Here is a 21,969-nt window from a genome sequence, read left to right on the forward strand (position 1 = left end):
GCATGGAGAGGGGTATCACCAGGGATGAGGGAAGGACCGCAGACTTCACATCCGGAAGTCATTCGGCAAGCCTCTTACGGCAGATGAAGAGACTCGCGCGCGGCCGCGGGGCATGCACGGAATCGACTTTATCTGCTTGAATAAGAAGGCCCTTTATCTTACCGACACTTGTTGTAAATGCAATTCGTAACCATGTTTCACCTAAAATCACCCAGGTTGCGATAGATCGAAATCCCGACGAAGTCTGGTCGAAACATTAAATCCAACTCTCAATAGGCTACCCTGATTGGGGTCAATTTGTAGATGTTCTCAGGATCACAGAGCCGGCCGCATGCCCGCGCTAAGTTGCAGCCTCACCGTGGCATTGGCCAGGTCGGCGAGGGATTGCAGGTATGATAGATAGACGTCGTCGGCTGTTCGCTGGGCCTCCAGCAGATCTAAAAGCGAAGCAGCTCCCAGGCGATAACCGGTTCGTTTCCCATCCAGCACATTGTCGGCATCGGACAACACATGCTCGGAGTAGCTTGCAACATTTTTTGCGGCTGCCTCGTACTGCGTGTAAGTCGCACGCACATCCGTGTCAGCCTTGAGCAGAATCGAATCCAGTTGAAGCCGGGCCTGTCTTGATGCCGTTCCCGCCTGGATCAATTCGCCGCGCTGCAGCCGCGAGAACGGGATTGGAATAGTTACGGTCAGCCCCAGTGTCTGCGAGCGTTCGGCCGGAGAATTGGTCACGGCGCCGGCGCCGTCATAAACCGGATTCACGCGCGGCGTGTTGATGAGCCCGACGTTGACGACCGGGTCAATCCAACGGTTGGCACGTGTCAGATCCAGGTTGGCCTGTGCGTTTTCCACGGCAGCCTTGGCGACGCGAACGTCGTTGCGGTTTTCCAGAGCTTGCCTTATCAGGTCATCGAGCTCAAATCGAAAAGGCTCCTTTTTGAGTTCGCAATCGACAGCGCCTTCCGGAAAAACTGCGTCAAATCGTTTTCCAAGCAGCCCCGAAAGATTGATGAGCGCGGCGCTTGCATCGGCGCCTGCTGAGGTGACATCAGCCGCGAAGCGATCGGCCTCAACGCGAGACTGGCGAAGCTCCAGCATGCCGATATCACCAACCTTGAAACGGGTCTCGTTCGCATGTACGACAGCCTGAAACGATTGGAGGCTGGACTGCTTACGAGCCAAGGCTTCCTGGGTCCGGCACGCTTCGACAAATGCCGATGCCGAGTCCAGATCAAGCTGGCGCATAAAATCCCCCACGTTGGCCTCCGTCAGTTTAACGTTGCTTTCAGCAGCGCGTATACGCTTACCGTGTTTGCCGGCCGTTTCGAGGGTGATGGCTATCCCGGCTGTTGTCGCCGTCGACGCATTCGGCTTGTTAGGGCCATAAAGCTCTTTAGAATCGATACCGGCTGTCAATTGCGGATCAGGACGTACGCCCGCGATCGATACGCCTGCTTGTGCGCTGGTCACATTCTCGCGCTGACTTTGTAGATCGAGACTGTTCTGTTCCACCGCCTGCAGGTATTCGCGAAAGGTGACTTTGCGCGAAACGGATGCCGCAGCCATTGTCACCGTCGGAGCGGAAGGGATTGCCGTCCCTTCAGGCGGAGCAGTGTTTGCCGTCTCTGCCCATGCAGGCGCTGATGTCAATAGCATAAAAACGAGTGCGACACGGACTGCGTTAATTTTTTGAGTTTTGTAACGTCGCATTGATTTCTCCTTCTTATGGTGTGGCTGACCCGGCAGCGGCGTCGCTCTGAGAGCGCTTCCGGTCGGCGTTCTCATTCCATTGTTCTATCCCGAAATAGAGTGCCGGCAGCAGCAGCAAGGTCAGCGCGGTTGCGGTGACCAGGCCTCCGACCACAACGGTTGCGAGCGGTCGCTGAACATCGCTGCCCAGACCATGGGCCAGGGCGGCAGGGGTCAGACCCAGCGCCGCAACGGTTGCGGTCATCAGCACCGGGCGCAGTCGTTCGCGGGCGCCGTTCAGAACGGCGTCCTTCAGCGATATGCCTTCCTCGCTTTTCCGGCGGTTCAGGTTGGCAATCATGATGATGGCGTTCAGGACGGCCACACCGAACAAAGCGATAAAGCCGACCGCGCTCGAGACGTTCAACGTCATGCCTCGGAGGAACAATGCGATGAGGCCGCCCAGCGCAGCCAGCGGCACGGCGAGCAGGATCAGCGCCGGGTGGCGCAGGTTGCGGAATTCCCCGAACAGGAGCAGGAACATCAGCGCCAGCACCATCGGCAGGATCAAAGCCAGGCGGGCCTGAGCTCGCTGCTGGTTCTCGAACTGGCCGCCCCAGGTGATCTGGAAGCGGGAGTGGTCGAATTTGACGCCCGAGTCTATCTTCTTCTTCGCCTCGTCGAGGAACGACGCCAGGTCGCGGCCGCGCAGGTCCAGCCGCACGGTCAAGTGGCGCTTGCCCATTTCCCGTGTGATAGTACTTTCGCCGTCATCGAGCCGGATCGTAGCGACCTGCGCCAGAGGAATGCGCGCGCCGGTCATTGAAGTCAGAACCAGGTTTCCGATAGCCTCCGGATCGCTGCGCGTTTCGCTGGCAAAGCGCACGCCGATGTCATAGTGCCGCTCCTCGACAAAAAGCTGCGCGATCGGCTTTCCGCCAATGCCGGTGCCGATCAGGTCGGCAATGTCGGCCACGTTGATCCCGTAGCGGGCCGCAGCATTGCGATCGACCGTGATACGCACCTGGGGCAGAGGCGGCTCCTGATCGATGGCCACATCCTGCGCTCCGGGGACCGTCTTGAGCACCCGCACCACGTCGCTGGCAATGCGGCGCGACTCCTTGAAGTCGTTGCCGTAGACTTTCACTACGAGCTCGCTGTGGGCCCCCGCCACCTTGTCGAGGATCATGTCGGAGATCGGCTGCGTAAAGCCGACCTGAACGCCGGGGAGCTTTTTGAAACGCACGGACATCATCTCGATCAGCTCCTGCTTGGTCAACCCCGATTTCCAGGTGTTGTAGGGATACAGGCCGACGATCGCTTCAATATGGGAAGGCGTAAAGGGGTCCATGCCGTCGTCGGTGCGGCCGAGCTGGGTGACTATGTAGGAGACCTCATTGAACTCCCGCGTTGCCCTGCGCAGATCATTGGACATTTCCGATGCCTTCTCAAGGGATATGCCGGGCGGCAGCGTCACCTGCAGCCAGATCGATCCCTCATCGAGATAGGGCAGGAAATCCCGGCCGATCAGAGTTCCCAAAACAATGACCGCGACCAGAGTAATTGCGAACGCGGCAATGGCCTTCCTGGGCCGGTCCAGGATGCGGGACAGGAGCGCTTCATATCGCGGCGTCAGTTTTTCAAGCAGCGGGTTGTGAAAAACGCGGCGCGGCCTGTGATAGGCATGGTACGCCAACCCGGGAATCAGCATCAGCGCCACGGCCAGCGCGCCCAGAAGCGCAAAACCGACCGCATAGGCCATGGGCGAGAACAGCTTGTACTCGATCCGCTGAAAGGCGAACAACGGCAGGTAGGCGGTGATGATGACCAGCATACCGAAGAACATCGGCCGGGTAACCTGCAGCGCGGCAGTCATGACATCGCGAGCGGTGAGTGTGCGGCCTTCATCCTCTTCGCGTTTCCGCAGGATGTTTTCGAGCACGACGATGGCGCCGTCCACGAGGATGCCGAAATCGATGGCGCCCAGCGACAGCAGGTTCGCCGGGATATTGAAGTGATGCATGAAGATGAAGGAGGTCAAAAGCGACAGCGGAATCGTCACGGCAACGATCAGGGCCGCCCGCGGGCTGCCGAGAAAGAGCATCAGCACGAGGGTGACCAGAATCATTCCTTCGAGGAGCGTTTTGCCGACCGTAGTGACCGTGGTATGAACCAGGTTCGTGCGGTCGAGGTAGGGCACGACCTTGACATCCTTGGGCAGGATGTTCTCGTTCAGGTCGCAGACCGCCTCGTGAACGCCTTCCAGCACGCGCGAGGGGTTTTCGTTCTTCAACATCAACGTGATGCCCTCGATCGCGTCCGGGTTATCGTCCTTGCCCAGAACGCCGCGCCGTTCTTGATGACCGAGCTTGACCTCGCCGAGGTTCTTGATCAATACCGGCACCCCGTTCTTCTGGGTAACCACGATGTTGCCAAGGTCTTCCAGACCGTTGATCAGGCCCACGCCGCGCACTACGAAGCCCTGCTCTCCGCGATCCATAATGCTGCCGCCTGCATTGGAGTTGTTCGCGTTGATCGCCTGGGTAATCTGACCGAGCGAAATGGTATACTTGGTCAGCCTGGCCGGATCGAACTCAAGCAAAAACTGAGTTGTAAGGCCGCCGAAATTTGAGACGTCGACAACGCCGGAGGCCTGCTTTAAGCGGGGTATAACTTTCCAGAACTGAAGCTCAGACAATTCGCGCAGGTCGCGTGTCTTGGATTCGAGGGTGTAGCGGTAGATCTCACCGATCGGCGAAGTCATCGGGTCAAGGCCGGGCTGCGCGCCATAGGGCAGCGTGACGCCGCTGATCCGCTCCTGCAGGCGCTGGCGCGACCAGTAGTCTTCGACACCATCCTTGAATACGACGGTGATGAGCGACAGCCCGAAGGTGCTGTTCGAACGCATGACGTGCATGCCGGGGGTGCCCATGATTTCGCGCTCGAGCGGGATCGTGATCTGCTGCTCAACTTCCTCGGCCGCAAGGCCCGGGACCTGGGTGATGACCTGGGCGCTGACGTCGGAGATGTCGGGATAGGCCTCGACGGGGAGCTGCGTCCAGCTGTACCAGCCATAAAGCGCAGCAAAGACGAACACCAGCCCGACGATGCCGCGCCGGTTGAAGCAAAGATTGACGAGACGCTCAATCATTGAGAAGCACTCCCTCCCTTACCACGATGCGCTCACCGGCTTTCACCCCGGACACGATCTCGACAAGGTCGCCCATCTGTGCGCCGGTCTTGACGATACGCGGCTCGAATTGCCAGGAAGATGTTTCGACGAACACGCGGGTGTTGAAACCGCTCTGCACCAGCGCTGTCGCGGGAACGACGGCCGCGTGGTGGGCTTTGCCGCTGAAGGTGACATTTGCGAACATGCCTGGCCGGAACCGTCCGGCGGCATTGTCGATGGCAATGCGCGCCTTGACGGTGCGGGTATCCGGGTCGAGCACTTCGCCCACATAGTGCACCCTGCCTTTGATTGATTCCCCGTCGTACGCGTTGAAGGTGATCTTGGCGGCTTGTCCGACAAAGACGGATGCGAGGTCTTTTTCCTGAACGCTGGCGGTGAGCCACACCGTGGAGAGATTGGCCACCGTCATGATCGGGGCATTGGTATCATTCCAGAAGCCGCCCTGCGCTCCTGTCAGTTCGATCACGTGTCCTGCAATGGGTGAGCGTAGTGTGTACTGGCGTCCGTTCCCGTCACCCAGGGCGCCGCTCAACAGGGACAGTCGCGCCTTGGCCCGCTCCGACTCGCTGACCGCTTGGCTGTAGTCGCTCTCGGCCTGCTCCCTGTCCTTGCGGGCGGAGATTTCAGCTTTGGAAAGTTCCTGCTGACGCTCCAGATTCCGTTTTGCCATGCCCAGGGCGGCCTGGGCCTTGGCGGCATCGCTGTAGGCCTGGGCCATGTCGGCTGAATCAAGGGTGAAGAGCGCATCGCCGGCCTTTACCGCATCTCCGAGACGCTTATGCATTTGTACGATCCTTCCCGACAACGGCGGCACGACCTTGATCAGCTTGGCCGGGTCTACCTCAACCACCGCCGGCACCACGAGGGGGCGTTCGACCGACTGTTCCTCGACAGTGGCGAGCTGGAGCGACTTACGCAGCGGCGAGGCGTCTGGAACGCGAACTCGACCGTCCTCACGAACCAGTGGCGAGCTATCCTGGGATGCCGGGTCGGTCTGGCTGTTTTGGGATGTTCGCGCTTCACTGCTGCATCCCGCAATCCACATTACGGTGAGCGCGAGTACGATACCCTTCAGGGAAGACATCTTACCCATGTTATTGCTCCTTTCTCTATAGAGGCCCTTGATTGCTTCGGGCCGGCTTGTGACCACGATACTATTTATCGAAGGTCTCATAATGATACTGACATTCAATTTCATCAAGTGACCCAAAAAAGTCTCTTTCATTCACGTCATTTACGATTAACGGGAAACTACGCGATGGATCATTTCCGGCATGATTCCACTGAACGTTTCAACCGACAGAGGAGCTTCCAACTGCAAAAAGAGGATCTTGCGAGGAGGAAAGTGCAAGCAATCTTTTTCCGTGAGATTCTGATTATCCCTTCGGTCGATTGCCATGACAAGTCATTTCTCGTGCCTTGTATCTCACGCTACTTGCCTTTCTGCTGCTGGCACACCGCGCATAGGCCATAGATTTCCATTTTATGGCTCTGTACTTTGAACCGGTTTTCCCTCGCAACGTCGTGCTGCAGCGCTTCGATACTCTCGTTCTCAAATTCAATGATCTTGCCGCATCTGGTGCAAATCAGGTGGTCGTGATGAGTGTCCGTATCCTTATACTCAAAGCGAGAGAAGCCGTCCTCAAACCTACACTCCTCGGCAAGACCGGCTTCAGCCAGCAGCCTTAGAGTACGGTAAACCGTAGCATAGCCGATGCCGGGGTTTGATTTTTTCACACGGGCATATAGTTCATCGGCGCTCAGGTGCTGCCGTGCCTTTGCGAAAATATTAAATATCGTGTCGCGCTGGCTCGTGGATTTAAGCCCCTGGCCCGCAAGGTACTCAGATAATTTGTCAACGGCTGGTTTCATAATTGATATTGATAACCGTTTTCATTAATACCATTCTTGCCTGGCCGTGTCAAGAATATTTTATTATTTTTTTTGCTTCCGAGGGCGCATTTCGCTCAGCATGAATACATATTAGGGAAGAACCGACGGCGGGTTTGAAATTTCATTGCGCTGTGGTCAGCGTGCTGAAAAAGAGTATGCGGAAAGAAATTCTTTTTACAATCAAAGCGATTGTTGTCCTGGCAGTCCTCGTGCTGACGAGCAACGCCTTTGCCGAAGAACAAAAGGCGCTCAAGACCGAAAAGGACAAAGTGAATTACGGCATCGGCGTCACGGCTCAGGCGTTCCCTGCTTCTCCCGGGATGGATGACATTTTGTCCAGCTTCAGTTCTTCCGTGATCATGGCCGCCAGGTTCTCGAACGGAAAGGGCTTTGCAATGACCCGCCTGACGCCGAGCGCGTTCAAGCGCTCCCTGACGCTGGGCAGACAGTTTCCCGCCATCACATACACGGGGACCGATGGATGATCGCGCCTTGTTTTCTCGATGAAACGGAACCCATTGCTCACAGGCATGTCGAGGTCCGTAACGATCAGGTCAACGGCCGTATCTTTCAGGATCTCCCCGCCTTTTTCCCCGTTCAGGGCCGTCAGGACATTGCAGTCCTTCAAGCAGGCGCACAGCCCGAGCTGCAGGGCCTTCAGGATGTCATTGTTATCGTCAAGAATGAGGATATTTTTCATGTTCATTGCCTGCTTTCCATCACCCTGCCATTGGGCAATGGATAGAAGTACTACTACATAGTGCAATACTGATGCCTTAACGTTAGGCAATAGAGAGTTCTATTAAATCAATGTATTGGATAAAGCTGCTATACAAAAAACCTAAAAAAGCTATTTTGAACGGTCCATTTTAGTTTATGCAGGCAATTTTGTTTCAAAAGGATGAGACAGAAGACGGATTTAGAACAGGCGGCACGATGGTGAGAAGCAGAATGGACAGGATAAATCCTCAAAAAAGGAATTTCCTGAAGAAGTGATGAGGCTTCCGCAGCAAAGGACAGAGGCCAATAGCCTATTTGTACATGATGTGATACTCCCGGATCTTTCTCTTGAGCGTCGAGAGGGATATTGCGAGCGCCTTCGCGGTCTGCGTGAGGTTGCCCGAGAGCCGGGAGAGGGCCGCACGGATGATCTCCTTTTCCCATTCATCGAGGGTCTTGATGTCCATGCCCTGCAGATCGGGCGATGAACCATCGGCCTGATTTCCCGCCGGCCTTTCCAGCAGGTGCGACGGTTCCAGAACGGTCCCTTTCTGGGTAAGCGACGCCCGTTCGAGCACATTCCTGAGTTCACGCACGTTGCCGGGCCAGTCATATTTCACGAGCTGCGCCATCTCGCGGTCCGGGATCTCAAGGGGATGGTTCGTTATGGTCTTGATCAGGTGGGAGCAGAGAAGGGGAATGTCTCCCCTGCGCTCCCGGAGGGGCGGAATATGGATCCGGACCACGGAGAGACGGTAGTAGAGGTCCTTCCGGAACGATCTGCCGAGCTCCTTCTCCAGATCCACGCTCGTCGCGGCAATGATCCTGACGTTGACCGGTTTTGACGAGGTGCCGCCGATCCTGCGGATGCTCTTGTCGTCGATAGCGCTCAGCAGTTTCGCCTGGAGCTGCACGGGCATCTCGCCGATCTCGTCAAGAAAAAGCGTGCCCCCTTCCGCGACTTCGATCAGCCCCTTCTTCGCGCCGGCGGCGCCGGTGAACGCGCCTTTTTCGTAGCCGAACAGCTCGGCCTCGATGAGATTCTCCGGGAGCGACGCGCAATTGATGCTGATGAACGGGTCCCCGGCCGACTTGCTCCGGTAATGGATGGCCTTTGCCACGAGGTTCTTGCCCGTGCCCGTCTCCCCGGTGATCAGCACGGGGGACCCGGTGAACGCCGCGATCTCGACGAGCTGTACCGTATCGGCAATGCCCTCTCCCCCGATCAGGACCGCGCCCTCTTTCTCGCGCGAGCGCTCGTAGTCCTGGACCTGCTCGACACGCTCCAGGTCCAGGGTCCGGAAGGCCTGTTTGATGGCCAGGGCCAGCTCAGCGAGATCGTAGGGCTTTGACAGGTAGTCGTGGGCGCCGGCGCGGATGGCCTTCACGGCGTTGTCGAAGCTCGGGTAGGCCGTGGAGAAGATGATCTTGGCCTGGTCGTTGTATTTCAGGATGTCGGGGCACAGGGTATGGCCGACAGCATCGGGAAGCTGCTGGTCGAGCACGACCACGTCCACCTTCCTGAGCGAGCAGAGCGTCAGCCCGTCGGCTGCCTTGTGTGCCAGGAGCACCTCGATCCCGTCGCTGGCGATGAAGTCCCGCACCGCCTCGCCGAACAGGCGGTCGTCATCGATGACCAGGAGCGTCCGTTTCATGCTACCGTCCTTCATCAAGTCCCTCCGGAACCGATATCACCACGGTGGTGCCCGCGCCCTGCCGGCTCTCGATCTCGATGCTGCCCTTCATCATGCTGAGCATCTTCCTTACGATCACGAGGCCGAGGCCCGTTCCGTTGATCTTTGAAGTATAAAAGGGCTTGAACAGGTTCGCAAGCTTGTCTTCGGGGATCCCGCACCCGTTGTCCTCTACGCGGATGCGCACCATGCCGCCCGGCGCGCTCGCCGATATGCGGATTGCGGGGTCCTGCCGCCCGTCCACGGCGTCAACCGCGTTGGTGATCACGTTCAGGAGCACCTGCTGGAGCGCGCGGGGGTCCGCGGTCACCCATTCCGCGCCGGGCTCGAATGCGGTCTCGATCGCGATGCCCTTTTTCTCCATGTCGCTCCTGACCAGCGGCAGAAAGCTGTCCATGAAAGACAACAGACGGACATTCTGCGGCTGCTGGGTCTCATAGAGGTTGAAGCTCTTGAGCGAGCGCAGGATGTACTCGACGCGCTCGACCTGCTCCGCCATCCGTCCCAGGTACGTCTTGACCGCCTCCGGCGGCAGGGTGTCCAGCTTCTCGCGCAGGATGCCGAGGACCATGTTGAGGGAGTTGATCGGATTGCCGATCTCGTGCCGGACGCCGGAGAAGATGTAGCCTATGTTGTCCATGGCGTTGACCGATTCCGCGATCGCCTCGAGCCGCAGCTTCTCGGTGACGTCCCGCTTGAGATACACGTAGTTGGCGATCTCCCCGGCCTGGTTCCTGACGGGCGAGACAGTGCAGTCCTCGAAATACAGAGCGCCGTCCTTCTTCTTGTTGATGAGCCTGCCCTTCCAGGAGCCGTCCCGCGTGAGCGCGTCCCTGAGCCCGGTGTAGTATGCGTCATCGTGCCTGCCGCTTTCGAGGAAATGAAGCGTGCGGCCCACGGCCTCCTCTTTCGGGTAGCCCGTCATCTGCTCGAAGGCCGGGTTCACGTACTGGATGACGCCCGTCGGCGGCGCGGTGATCACCACGGCCTCGACCGCCGACTCGATTGCCGAGACCAGCCGCGCCCGCTCCTCTTCCGCGAGCTTGCGCTCCGTGATATCGCGCGCGATGCCGAAGATCGTGCCGCCCGGATGGCGCTCCGTCGTTATCTTGAACTCCATGTGCCGGTACTCTCCCGACGCTGTCCGGGTCCGCAGCTCGAACAGCGGGAGGACCTCGCCGTTCAGGACCCTGCTGAACATCGCCTGTGCCCGCGAGGTATCTTCGGGATGGACCAGTTCGGTAAAATGCCTGTTGATCCACTCCTCCCGCGCGTATCCGGAGATCCTGTCGAAGGCGGGGCTCAGGGAAGCGATGGCCCCGTCCTGGTTGACGGTGAAGATGATGTCATGGACTCCCTCGATCAGGCTCCGGTAACGCGCCTCCGAATCCCGAAGCGCATCGTAGTTGGTCCGGAGCTCTTCCTCGATCCCGAACCGGTAGACCGCCTCGCCGATGATGAATGCCATGCGTTCGACGAACTCCACGTTCTCGAGCGGCAGCAGGCCGGGACGGTGGTCCGTGAGATGGACGGCGCCGAGGATATGTTCGCGGTATTTGACCGGGATGACGCCGACCGTGGTAAATCCGGACCGCACGCACAGGTCCCGGAAGCCCGCCCGCTCATCAGCGGTTAGACCGCTCATGAACTGCTGGAAGTCATTGCTGTAAAACGATCCGTTGTCCGTCATGACCGGGACGCCCCGCTGCGCGGACAGCCCGGCAATGACCCTGGTGCAGACGCACTGGTCGTTCCCGATGGTCAGCGCGTTCTCCGACCTGAGGAACTCGGTGCTGAAGCCCTCGCTCGCGACATAGGGTATGCAGCCCGACCCGTCCACGAGGCGCACGCCGACCTGGCGGCAGCCGCTCCACGCGCGGATAAGCTCCACGCCCTCCTCGAGATATTCCTTGAGCGAGGTCTTCCGCGTGAACAGCTTGAGCAGGTCGTTCGTGACCCTGAGGCGCTGCTCGGCAATCTTCCGCTCCGTGATGTCATGGACGTAGACGGAAACTCCGTTATCCAGGGGATAGACCCTCACCTCCGCCCAGGCGCCGAAGATGGGAGAAGGGGTTTCGAAGGCGATCGCCGCGTTCTCGCTCAGGACGCGGTTGAACTGCTGCTTGAAATCAGAGCCGGCCTCGGCCGGGCAGACCCCCCAGAAGCTCTTTCCGAGCAGATGGTCGCGGTCCTGCCTGAACAGCCGTGTCGTCTCCGTATTGACATAGGTGAAGCGCCATTCACGGTCCAGCGTGAAGAACGCGTCGGTGATGCTCTCGAGCGTGCTCTGCAGCCGTTCCTTCGTGCGCAGGAGCTCTTCTTCCGCAGCTCTCCGGTCGGCCCGCTCTTTGGTTTCGAGGATCGCGCGCTTGACCGCCGGCCCAAGCTTGTCCAGCCTGTTCTTCAGGACATAATCCGTGGCGCCTTGCCTGACGGCCTCGATTGCCAGGTCCTCGCCGATCTCTCCCGAGACGAAGACGAAGGGCAGATCATATTTCCCCCTGGTCAGTTGCAGCGCTGAAAGCCCGTCGAATCCCGGAAGCGAGTAGTCGGCCAGAATAAAATCGAAGAGGCCCGATTTGAGCGCACCGACATAGGCCTCTTTCGTCTCGACGCGGACGAGGTCGCAGGTGATCCCATACGCTTCGAGCGTGGCCTGGAGCAGCTCGGAGTCGTTCTCGCTGTCCTCGAGGTTCAATATGCGGAGTTTTTCGGTCATAGCTTAAATCCGGACGATCCGGAACAAGAACCCGTTAACCTTAACCACTTTGCATGTCATTCCTGCGAAAGCAGGAATCCAGGGTCTCATAGAAAAGCCACTGGATTCCGGGTCAAGCCCGGAATGACGAACGTGGAGGATAGAGCCATGGACAATGATATTCAGTCCGTTTATGAGACGTTTAATAACTTCGTGCGCGACCTGCTCTTCGTGGTAAATTTTCTTTCTATTCTGGGGAGAAACAGAAAGCAAGTGACTGCCTTATCTGTGTGTCCGCGCAGCGGACCCGTGGTTACGACCTCTTTCTCGCGATGCAGGCCGGCGGCGGCTCGTTGATGGCAGCCCAGAACACGCCGAGCTCCCGCACGGCCTTCATGAACTCGGTAAATTCGATCGGTTTGACCACGTATGCGTTCACTCCGAGCCGGTAGCTCTCAACGAGGTCCCGCTCCTCCCGTGACGAGGTCATCATGACGACGGGGATCATTTTCAGCTTCTCATCGCCTTTTACGGTTCTGAGCACCTCGATCCCGTCCACTTTCGGCATCTTCAGATCGAGCAGCACGACCGCGGGGTGCCCTTCATGCCGTTCCGAAAAACCGTTTCGCCGGTACAGATAATCGAGCGCCTCGACGCCGTCCTTCGCGACGACCACCTCGTTTGCCAGATTATAATCGCATAATGCCGCCAGCGCAAGCTCGACGTCGTTCGGATTGTCCTCGACCAGCAGGATCCGCTTCAGGTCAACCATGGTCAGCCTCCATTCGGAATATCTTGTTTCGGGATAGTAAAATAGAATGTCGCTCCTTCGCCGGGGACCCCTTCGGCCCAGACCTTTCCGCCGTGAAGGTGAACGATGCGCTGCACGTTCGCGAGCCCGATGCCGGTGCCTTCGAAATCCTCCGGCCGGTGCAGCCGCTGGAAGATCGCGAAGAGCTTGTTCTGGTATTTCATATCGAAGCCCACGCCGTTGTCCTTCACTCGGAAAATGCTTTCCCCGTTCTTTTCCTCGGCCGTGATCTCGATCCTTGCCTTTTCGCAGCGGCGGGTGAATTTCAGGGCATTCGACACCAGGTTCGTCCATACCAGCTTCAGGAGGACGGGGTCGGCAAAGACCTCGGGCAGAGACGCGATGGCCCAGTCGATCCCGCGCTCCCGGGTCTCGCTGCCCAGGCTGTAGATCGTCGACCGCACCAGCTCGTTCGTGTCGACCTTCTGCCGGTTGATTCCCATCCTCCCGGTCCGGGAGAATGACAGGAGGTCGTCGATGAGCTTCCCCATCAGCTTCGTGGATTCCGCTATCACACCGAGGTAGTGCTTGTTCTTTTCATCCAGGGTGACCGCGGCATTCTTATGCAACAATTCGACGAACCCGGCGATATGCCTGATGGGAGCCCGCAGATCGTGCGACACGGAATAGCTGAACGTCTCCAGCTCCTTGTTCACTGCCGCGAGTTCCGCGGCCTTCCGCTCCAGGGCCAGCCTCTTTTCCTCCAGATCCCTCTCCGCGCGCTTGCGTTCGTTCACTTCGCGCTGCAGTTCGACGTTCGCCTCCTCTGCACGGGTGCGGGCTATGACGGCGTCTTCCATCAGATTGAGGGTCGCCCGGCGGGAATCGAGCAGAGACTTATTGGCGGCCTGCAGCTCGGTCGTGCGCTCGGCGATGCGCTGTTCGAGCGATTCGTTTGTTCGGCGGATCTCCGCGGTCTGCGCCTCCACGCGCTTCTCCAGTTCGGCGTTCAACTGGCGGAGCGTCTCCCTGACCTGCTTGTGCTCGTGGACCTCCCGTTCAAGCTGCTCATTGGCCCTGGCCAGCTCAGCCGTGCGGCTTGCCACCAGCTCCTGCAGGTTGTCCTGGTACCTGAGCATACCGGCTTCCGCCACCCTGCGTCGGGTGTTTTCCCTCATCAGGAACAGGAAGACTGTGCTCAGGATAATAGCGCTCAGGAGGCCCCCCGCAATGAGCGCCTTTGTGGTGCCGCCCGCGCGAATCTCTTCCGCAGCGATATGTTCCCGCAAAAGACTCTGTTCTTTTGTCCGGGACTCGTCGATCCGCCTGCGGATCTCGTCCATGACGGCCTTGCCCCTGTCCGTGGACACGACAGCGAGCGCGGCCTGGAATCCCCGGGACCTCCGCAGGTCGATCGTCTGCTTCAGCTCGGCCAGTTTATCGCGGACCAGGGGTTCGACGTAGGACAGGTACGGCCGCAGCACCCGGTCGTCCCGGGTCAAATGATCGAGCGAGTCCAGCATCGATCCGATCTGCGTCACTGCCTTGTTATAGTCCTGGAGATATTCTTCTCTTCCGGTGATCAGGTGGCCGCGCTGTCCCGTCTCCGCCTCCTGCAGACCGGAGAGCAGGAGGTCCAGTTCCTGGATGACCGAGCGCGTGTGGGACATCCGGACGTCCGCCTGCGCCTCGGCGGCCATGTTCTGGTGGATCTTCAGGGCGATCACGGCTAATATCGCGAGCGCTAAAATGAATCCCCCTCCGATGAGGAAGCGCTCCAATGCATGCTGACGCAGAACCTTTTGCTCGTCCAGCCGGGCAATTTGTTCTTCCTGAGATGCAGCTCTCAGCCGGGCGCGCCGGTAGAGCTCAGCGACGACGCTCATGAAAACGCCCATGCCCGTGAACAGGGCCAGGCCGACGGCATCCTTGAGATTCTCGATGGCAAACTGCCCTGACGGCGGCAGTATCCAGTGTGCCGTGATCAGCCCCGCGATCGCGGTGGCCGCGAGGCCCGGTCCCAGGCCGGCCAGAAGGCCCACGGACATGACCGTGGGGTAGAACGTGATGTAGGTGGGTAATTGTCCGCTGACAAGCTGCGAGAGCGCCTCGTAGACCAGGAAAGCCGTTGCAACGGCTCCCACGGCAGCAGCATAGCGTATGATCCAGCGGTGCGTGAAGATCACGACTGTCCCTTTTCGAAGTCGAGAGAATAACGAAGCGGCCGGCCGGTCCGGCCGAGCAGCTCATTGACTTCCTTCTTCAATTCGATCATGCGGAGCTCACGGCCGACCATGGCGCTGTTGAGCCGCGTCAGTTCCTCGACCTGCGTCTGTATCTGATCCTGGGCGCGCTTCCGCGCCTCGATATCCTCGATGATGGCGATAAAGTAGCCGGGCTCGCCGTTCAAGTCCCGCACGAGAGATGCGGCCAGGTTGACCCAGACCGGAGAGCCATCCTTCCGGACATAACGCTTGTCCATGGAGAAAGAGGAAATTTCTCCGTCCAGCAGCCTGCGAATATGGAGCAGATCGGCCTCCAGGTCGTCGGGATGCGTAATGGTCTGGAAGGTGAGCTGATGAAGCTCTTCCTGCGGATACCCGGTGATCTCCGCCAGCCTTTGATTGAACCGGACGAATCTCCCGTCAAGCCCGGCGTACACGATGCCGACCGCGGCCTGCTCGAAAATGGTCCTGAGCTGCGCCTCGCTGTCCCGGAGCGCCGTCTCCGCTGCTTTGCGTGCAGTTCCCGTCCGAAGGGTCGTGATCCCATAAGCCAGATCGTCAGCCAGTTCAGTTAGTAATTTCACCTCTTCCTCAGAGAAGGGATCGGCTTCCTTGGAGTAAATGGTGAGCGCTCCGAACACCCTGTCGTCAGCCCATAACGGAAAGACGATCGAGGATGCATAGCCGCGCCTGAGGGCCTCATCGCGCCACGGCGTGAAGACGGGATCGGTCAGCATGTTCCTGCAGACCGCGAGTTCGCCGGTGCGGATGGCCGTGCCCGTGGGGCCCCGGCCCCGTTCGGTGTCCGCCCACGTGATCTGAAGCGTTTCAAGATAGCCTTCCTCGAAGCCTGCGTGCGCAACGGGACGAACTGATCTCGCTTCGTCGTTTTCCGCGTAGCCTATCCAGACCATGCTGAATCCGCAGTCTTCAACGATGATCGTGCACACATCATGCATGAATGACGCTTCGTCTTCGGCGCGGATGACGGCCTCTCTGCTGTTGCTGACGGCCTTCAGCGCCCTGCCTGATTTATGCAGCGCTTCTTCGGCACGCCTACGTTCAGTGATGTCGTGAATAACCGAGAAGAGAAGCGATCTGCCCTGCGTTTCAAAGGGCGTGGAATACACCTCGACCCAGCGGTCGCGGCCGTCGGCGAGGCGGTGGGGGAAGATAAAGTAGTTCCGCCTCTCTTCTGCAGCCGATTTCCGTTCCGAGTCAACATCCTCGCTCGAAAGCTGATTGATGTCCTGAATGCGCATCGCGCGCAATTGCTCGCGGGGATACCCGTAGAACAGGCTGGCGGCAGCATTCGCGTCCACGATGGCCCCCGACTCGGGCTCGATCAGGAGCATCACGGCCTGATGCCGCTCGAACATGCTGCGGAACCGCTCCTCGCTCGCCCGCAGCGAATCGGTCAGGGCTTCCCGCTCCGCCAGCACCCGGGCCAGTTTGAGGGTACCGTAGCTCGCCTTTGACAGGACTCCGGCGAGCTTCCGGAAGAACGCCATGCTCGTGTCCAAATCCGTCCTTCTCAGCCTCGGCACGTCTTCGAGGGCGGCAAGGTACTCTTTTTCATCGAATCCGTACTGCCTGGCCTGCGCCCGGAACAGATCGTAATCCAGCGGCTCGTCCTCGAAGAAGAACTGCCCCATGAAGAGATTGCCCAGCTGCTTGCCGCTCACGACGATCGGCGTGGCCACGTCCCACATGTTGTTCTTGCACTTGTACAGCTTGAACTCTCCCGGGGGCACGCCGGCGGAGAGCTGCAGGTCGCTTTCGGTGCAGTTTCTGCAGGTCTCGGGATGGGCACGGTGGAATTCGGTGCAGATCTTCTGCCAGCCCACGCCGACCAGCATCCTGCCTTTCAGATCGATGATGCTCATGGGCATGTGGGCGAGCTTGTAGAAATCATCCATGAGGGTCTGAACCGAGCCGGTGTCGATGATGTCGGCAAGGTCCAGGTCGCCGATGTCGCCCTCGGGAGAAATGATGCTGTCCAGCTTGCGCCTGACCCTCTCTTCGCTCTCCCGCAGCGCCTCCTGTGCCCTCCTGCGCTCGGTGATGTCGTGTGCGATCTTGGACGCGCCGATCACCTTTCCGCTTGCGTCCCTGATGGCAGAGAATTTCAGGGACACGGGAATGATCGTTCCCTCTTTCCGCATGCGCAGGGTCTCGAAGTTCTCGATATGTTCTCCCTGTTTGATCCTTGCGAGAATTTCGGGGACCTCATCAATATGCCCCGGCGGTATCAGCAGAGAAATAGACTTGCCGATTACCTCCTCCGCCTTGTACCCGAAGATATTCTCCGCTCCCACATTCCACGTCTGAATAATGCCGTTCAGGTCCTTGCCGATGATTGCATCGTCTGCACTCTCAACGATGGCCGCCAGACGGCCCTGTGCCTCTTCCGCCTCTTTCAGCGCAGAGATGTCCGTATTGGTGCCGAACCACCGATGGACCAGGCCGGCCGAATCCTTCAATGGCAGCACACGCGTGAGGAAGGAGCGGAATATCCCGTCGGCTCCACGCAGCGGGAATTCCATATCAAAGGGCTGACCGGTGGCAATCGATGCCTTCCATCGCTCAAGGACCTTCGGCAGGACATCCGGGTCATGTACGCTCTGCCAGCCCCAGCCTTCCATCTGCTCCGGTGTCGTGCCGGTGTACTCATACCAGCGCCGGTTGTACCATGTGATGTAGCCGTCGCCGTTTGCCCACCATGCAAGGTTAGGAATGGAATCAGCCAGGTTGCGGAACTGCTCTTCGCTCTCCCGCAGCGCCTCCTCGGCCTTCTTGCGTTCGGTGATGTCCACCAAGGTCGAAAGGATCACCTGTTCGCCCCGCACGGTCAGGATCTGCGCGGACAGCTGTGCCACGAAGACCTCTCCGGATTTCTTTCGGAACGCCTGCTCCCACCCGCGCAGGGCGCCTTTTTCCCGCAGTTCCTGAACGAACCGGGTCGCGGCCCCGATACTCGGCCAGATGGGCAATTTCCGGGCGGAAACGCCGATCACCTCATCCCGGCTGTACCCATTCACTGCCAGCCAGGTGTCATTCACGTCCAGGAACAGGCCGTCCTCGAGCCGCGTCATCGCAATGGCGGCCGGATTGTTTGCAAAGGCCAGGGAGAACTTCTCCTCGGACAGTCGCAGCGCCTGCTCGGCCTTCTTGATATCGGTGATATCGGCGCCGGTAGTTATAAAGTGGTCCCCGAGAGGAACGCTGGTAAAGCGGAAATGCCTGTCGAGATTGGGGAAATAGTCCTCGAAGGAGTACGGAATGCCTTCGGCCATGATCTTCTGCACGACCGGCAAAAAATGCTCCGTTGCACCGGGGCCAAATATTTCATCCGTGGTTTTTCCCCTGATTTCTTCGACCGAGCCCCTGCCCCAGGTCTTGAGCGTCGGCGGATTGGCATCCACCAGCCGCCACGTCTGGATCGCCCCGGCATCGTCACGGATGATCTGCCAGAAATGCACCTCTTCGACCATGTTCTCGAACAGCTGTCGATACTTGTTCTCGCTCAGCCGCAGCGCCTCCTGGGCCTGCTTGCGGTCGGTGATGTCGGCGACCGTGCCGACGAAGTTCACGGCCCGCCGGTTCCCGCCCTCGCCCTCGAACATGGCGATGCCGTGCGCTTCGATCCACCGCAGCGCCCCGTCTGGGCGAATGATCCGATATTCCGCTGCGTACGGCAGCGGGTCGACGGGATCGAGGGCCGCTTCCACCTTGGCCCATAGCACGGGCAGGTCGTCGGGGTGGATGGTCTGTGCGAGGATTTCGTCGTTGGGGCGGGTGTAGCCGCTGAAGCCGAAGATCTCCTTGTACCCGTCGTCCCACTCCGAGACACGCGTGATCGGGTTGTATTGCCACCAGCCCAATCGTGCCGCGTCCAGCGCGATCTGGCGTTGTTGTGCGAGCGCCCGTATCTCTGCCTCGGCCTGTTTGCGCTCGGTGATGTCCGTAAGGAAGGAATAGTAATACAACGGTTTCCCGTCCGTGTCGGCCACGAGATGGACCAGCAGCTCAATGGGTACGCGCGTGCCGTCCTTCCTGAGGTACTCTTTCTCGTACCGTACGGGTCGGCCCGTTCGTTCCAATTCTGCCAGCTTGTGCAGCTCTCTCTCGCGCCACTCCGGGGGAGTGAGCACCGTCGACCAGTCAAGGGACCGGAGTTCATCGGCACTGTACCCGGTCAGCTCCTCAAAGGCCCGGTTAGCGAATCCCAGCCGTCCGTCGGGATAGCCCGTGCCGACGGGTTGCGACGAGGCGCTGATCAGACCCGCAAGGAACTCGTTTTGTTGTTGGCTCTCCCGCAGCCTTTCCTCTGCCTGCTTGCGCTCGGTGATATCCTCGCTGAACACCACGATCCCGCCGACGTCTCCTGCCGCATCGTGCCAGGGGCGCACCTCCCACCGAAGCCACTGCACGGACCCGTCGAGCCGTTCGAATCGGTCGCCGTCCTCCCGCACGACCTCACCGGCGAGCCCGCAGCGGTGGATCGCCTTCCAGCGCTCGGGGATCTCCGGGAATATGTCATAGTGCGAAAGCCCGCGCAGATCCCGCTCGCCAAGCCTGTAATCGCTCAACCAGCGGCGGCTCACGCTCAGGTAGCGCATCTCCCGGTCGAACATGGCCAGAGACGCAGGTGCGTGTTCGATAAACAGCCTCAGGTGTTGTTCGCTCGTTTGCAGCGCTTCCTCGGCCTGCTTGCGTTTGGTGATGTCATAGGCGTAAATGCGAGCGACGTTGAACTGGGGGGTGAGAAATATTGTCTCGCCAAAGGTCCGGCCCCCTACAACCACCTCGCGGTTGAGCGTCAATTCATCCTTCTTGTTCCACGTTCTCAGGATGTCGTCCATATCCGCCGGCAGGAATACGGCGACATCGTTCTTTTCCATCCCGAGCGTCATCAGGATCGCCTGTGTGGCCGGATTGCAGAAGATAATGGCACCAGTGGAATCCACCTCGCAAACAGGATTGGGGTTCAATTGCGGGAACGAGGCGAGATGCCGCGTGCGCTCCTCGGAGCGCTTCAGCTCGGTAACGTCGTTATACGTGACCACGACGCCCTCGATGCGGTTGTCCGCGGTGCGGTACGGGAGCGCAGAGCGGACGTACCAGATGTCGCTCAGCCGGATCTCCTTCGAGACCGGCACGAGCCTGTCAAGGACTGCGCTGGCATCGGCAATGAGGTCCGGACCGAGCTGGTCCTGCGACAGATCAGCGATCGGCCTGCCGACGTCCGTGGGGATGAGCTTGATGAGCGTCGTCATCGCCGGGGTGAACCGCTTTACCTTGAGTTCGTGATCGAGAAAGACGGTGGGAATGTTCGTGCTCGTAAGGAAGTTGGTCAGGTCGTTGTTGGTTTCTTCCTGCTCCTCGATCTTTTCCTGGAGCTGGGCATTGACGGTCAGGAGCTCCTCGTTCAGGGACTGGAGCTCCTCCCGCGAGGTTTCCAGCTCTTCGTTGGCGGCCTGCAGCTCCTCGTTCGAGGAATGCAGCTCTTCATTGATGCTTCGGAACTGCTCGACGTGGTGCTGCAGGTCGGAGCGGGTTGCCGCAAGCTCCGTTTCGAGCTGGTGAACGGCTGTTTCCTCGATGCTGCCGGCATCCAGCGTTATGTCTTTTCCCTGCCCGGCAGTTCCCTTCCGGCCGACCTGCTCGTGAAACACGATCAGGAACAGGTTGTCCCTGATCTGCGAAACGCGGAACGTAACCTGCCGCTTGCGCCTGTCCTCGCCCGGGACGAGCGCACGGAGCGCGACCGGCTTTGCGTTCTGGCGGGCCCGGTACAGAGCGCTCCGTATCCTGCTGCGAAACTCCTCCGGAAGAAGCTCCAGCAGGTTTTGCGTCGGGATGCCGCGGGGCTGGCACAAAAATCTGTTCGTCTGTCCGCTGTGGTAGACGATGGTGTAGTTCTGGTCGATCGCGATAGCCGGTGGAGCATACTCCTCGAGCAGGGCTTCCTGCACGAGCGGAGTCGTCTGTTCTCCGGTACCAACCCCGGCCTGCAGAACCGGCGTTGCCAGGGACGACCGCTCGGCGGCAAAGGGGACGGCAACCTGCATCCGCGCCGCGGTCTTCGTTGCGATCTTCACATAGATACGGCATTTCTTATGCCCTATCGTCCTGAAAAGTTCCGGGTGTCTGCTTGGGGATTCCGCGTTGCCGAGAAAAAGATAGCCGCCGGGTTTCAAGGCATAATGGAAGACCGTCATGCATTTGTCCTGGGCGTCGGGCTCCAGGTAGATGAGGAGGTTGCGGCAGACGATCAGATCAAGCCGTGAAAAGGGCGGGTCCGTCAGCAGGTCCTGCTTCGCGAAAATTACGCGCTCGCGCACCTCTTTTTTCACGATGATCGACTGGCCGTCCGCTGACGTCGTGAAGTACATCTTAACGTACTCACGGGGGATATCTGCGGCGATGCTCGCGGCATACTTCCCCTCCCGCGCGTGTTCGAGCGCCAGGTCGTTCACGTCCGTGGCGAAGATCTGGACCTCCCGGTTTATCCCCTGCCGCGCCAGCTCGTGCAGAAGCGCCATGGCTATGGAATAGGCCTCCTCTCCGGTGGCCGTGGCCGGGGTCCAGACGCGAACAGGTGCGTTCGTCAACTCTGCAGCGAGCTTTTGCAGGACCTCTTCGTCCAGCGCCTGCCAGGCAGGGCGGTCCCGGAAGAAGGAGGTAACGCCGATCATCAGATCATAGGCGAGCGCGATAGCTTCGGCGTCCTTCTGCGCAACAAGATCAAGGTACCCGGCGACGGTACGGACCCCGCTCAGGTACATCCGCCTCCGGACCCTTCGGCTTACGACGCTTTTCTTGTAATGAGCGAACCGGTGCCCGGTCTTTTCCTGGATCAGGCGGTAAAAGGCGTCGTATTCTTCCGGCTGCAGCGGCGCATCGGGGCTTGCGCCTTCACGATCTCCCTGCAGGACCTTGACGATCTCGCGAAGGATGTCCTCCGGCGGGAGCACCCCGTCCACGGCTCCCGTTCCGATCGCGGCCTGCGGCATGCCCGGGAACTCGGCTGTGCCGGGCTCCTGCACGAACACGCATCCGCCCGCACTTCTTATTGCCTGGATACCGCGGGCGCCGTC

10 protein-coding genes are annotated in these 21,969 nt (G+C 59.5%); all 10 read right to left on the bottom strand.

From position 1 onward, the window contains the following. Positions 1-315 precede the first annotated feature (315 nt). The gene (locus VL197_11345; protein ID HUJ18574.1) at positions 316-1,713 is read right to left on the bottom strand and encodes a TolC family protein; all 1,398 of its coding nucleotides are present in this window, start codon (positions 1,711-1,713) and stop codon (positions 316-318) included. Between the two features lie 13 nt (positions 1,714-1,726). Further along, the gene (locus VL197_11350; GenBank protein ID HUJ18575.1) at positions 1,727-4,843 is read right to left on the bottom strand and encodes a CusA/CzcA family heavy metal efflux RND transporter; all 3,117 of its coding nucleotides are present in this window, start codon (positions 4,841-4,843) and stop codon (positions 1,727-1,729) included. Beyond that, positions 4,836-5,978, bottom strand: a complete 1,143-nt coding sequence (locus tag VL197_11355; GenBank protein HUJ18576.1) for an efflux RND transporter periplasmic adaptor subunit — start codon at positions 5,976-5,978, stop codon at positions 4,836-4,838. The genes VL197_11350 and VL197_11355 overlap by 8 nt, the downstream gene beginning before the upstream one ends. Positions 5,979-6,316: 338 nt before the next feature. Continuing rightward, positions 6,317-6,757, bottom strand: coding sequence for a transcriptional repressor (locus tag VL197_11360; protein ID HUJ18577.1), 441 nt, complete (start codon positions 6,755-6,757; stop codon positions 6,317-6,319). A gap of 316 nt (positions 6,758-7,073) precedes the next feature. Beyond that, positions 7,074-7,478: a response regulator gene (locus VL197_11365; protein HUJ18578.1), complete on the bottom strand. Its 405-nt coding sequence runs from the start codon at positions 7,476-7,478 to the stop codon at positions 7,074-7,076. Between the two features lie 331 nt (positions 7,479-7,809). Further along, positions 7,810-9,168: a sigma-54 dependent transcriptional regulator gene (locus VL197_11370; protein ID HUJ18579.1), complete on the bottom strand. Its 1,359-nt coding sequence runs from the start codon at positions 9,166-9,168 to the stop codon at positions 7,810-7,812. Beyond that, positions 9,155-11,911: a PAS domain S-box protein gene (locus VL197_11375; protein HUJ18580.1), complete on the bottom strand. Its 2,757-nt coding sequence runs from the start codon at positions 11,909-11,911 to the stop codon at positions 9,155-9,157. Before VL197_11375 ends, VL197_11370 begins: the two co-directional genes overlap by 14 nt. A 292-nt stretch (positions 11,912-12,203) precedes the next feature. Beyond that, positions 12,204-12,662 carry a response regulator gene (locus tag VL197_11380; GenBank protein ID HUJ18581.1) on the bottom strand — a complete coding sequence of 153 codons (459 nt, stop codon included), beginning with the start codon at positions 12,660-12,662 and terminating at the stop codon, positions 12,204-12,206. A 2-nt stretch (positions 12,663-12,664) separates the two neighbouring features. Next, positions 12,665-14,827, bottom strand: coding sequence for a CHASE3 domain-containing protein (locus VL197_11385; protein ID HUJ18582.1), 2,163 nt, complete (start codon positions 14,825-14,827; stop codon positions 12,665-12,667). Beyond that, the coding region (locus tag VL197_11390) for a PAS domain S-box protein (protein HUJ18583.1) at positions 14,824-21,969 on the bottom strand (7,146 nt) is incomplete at its 5' end. The genes VL197_11385 and VL197_11390, both read right to left, overlap by 4 nt.

This window comes from Nitrospirota bacterium (genome assembly GCA_035516965.1).
GTDB lineage: Bacteria > Nitrospirota > UBA9217 > UBA9217 > UBA9217 > MHEA01.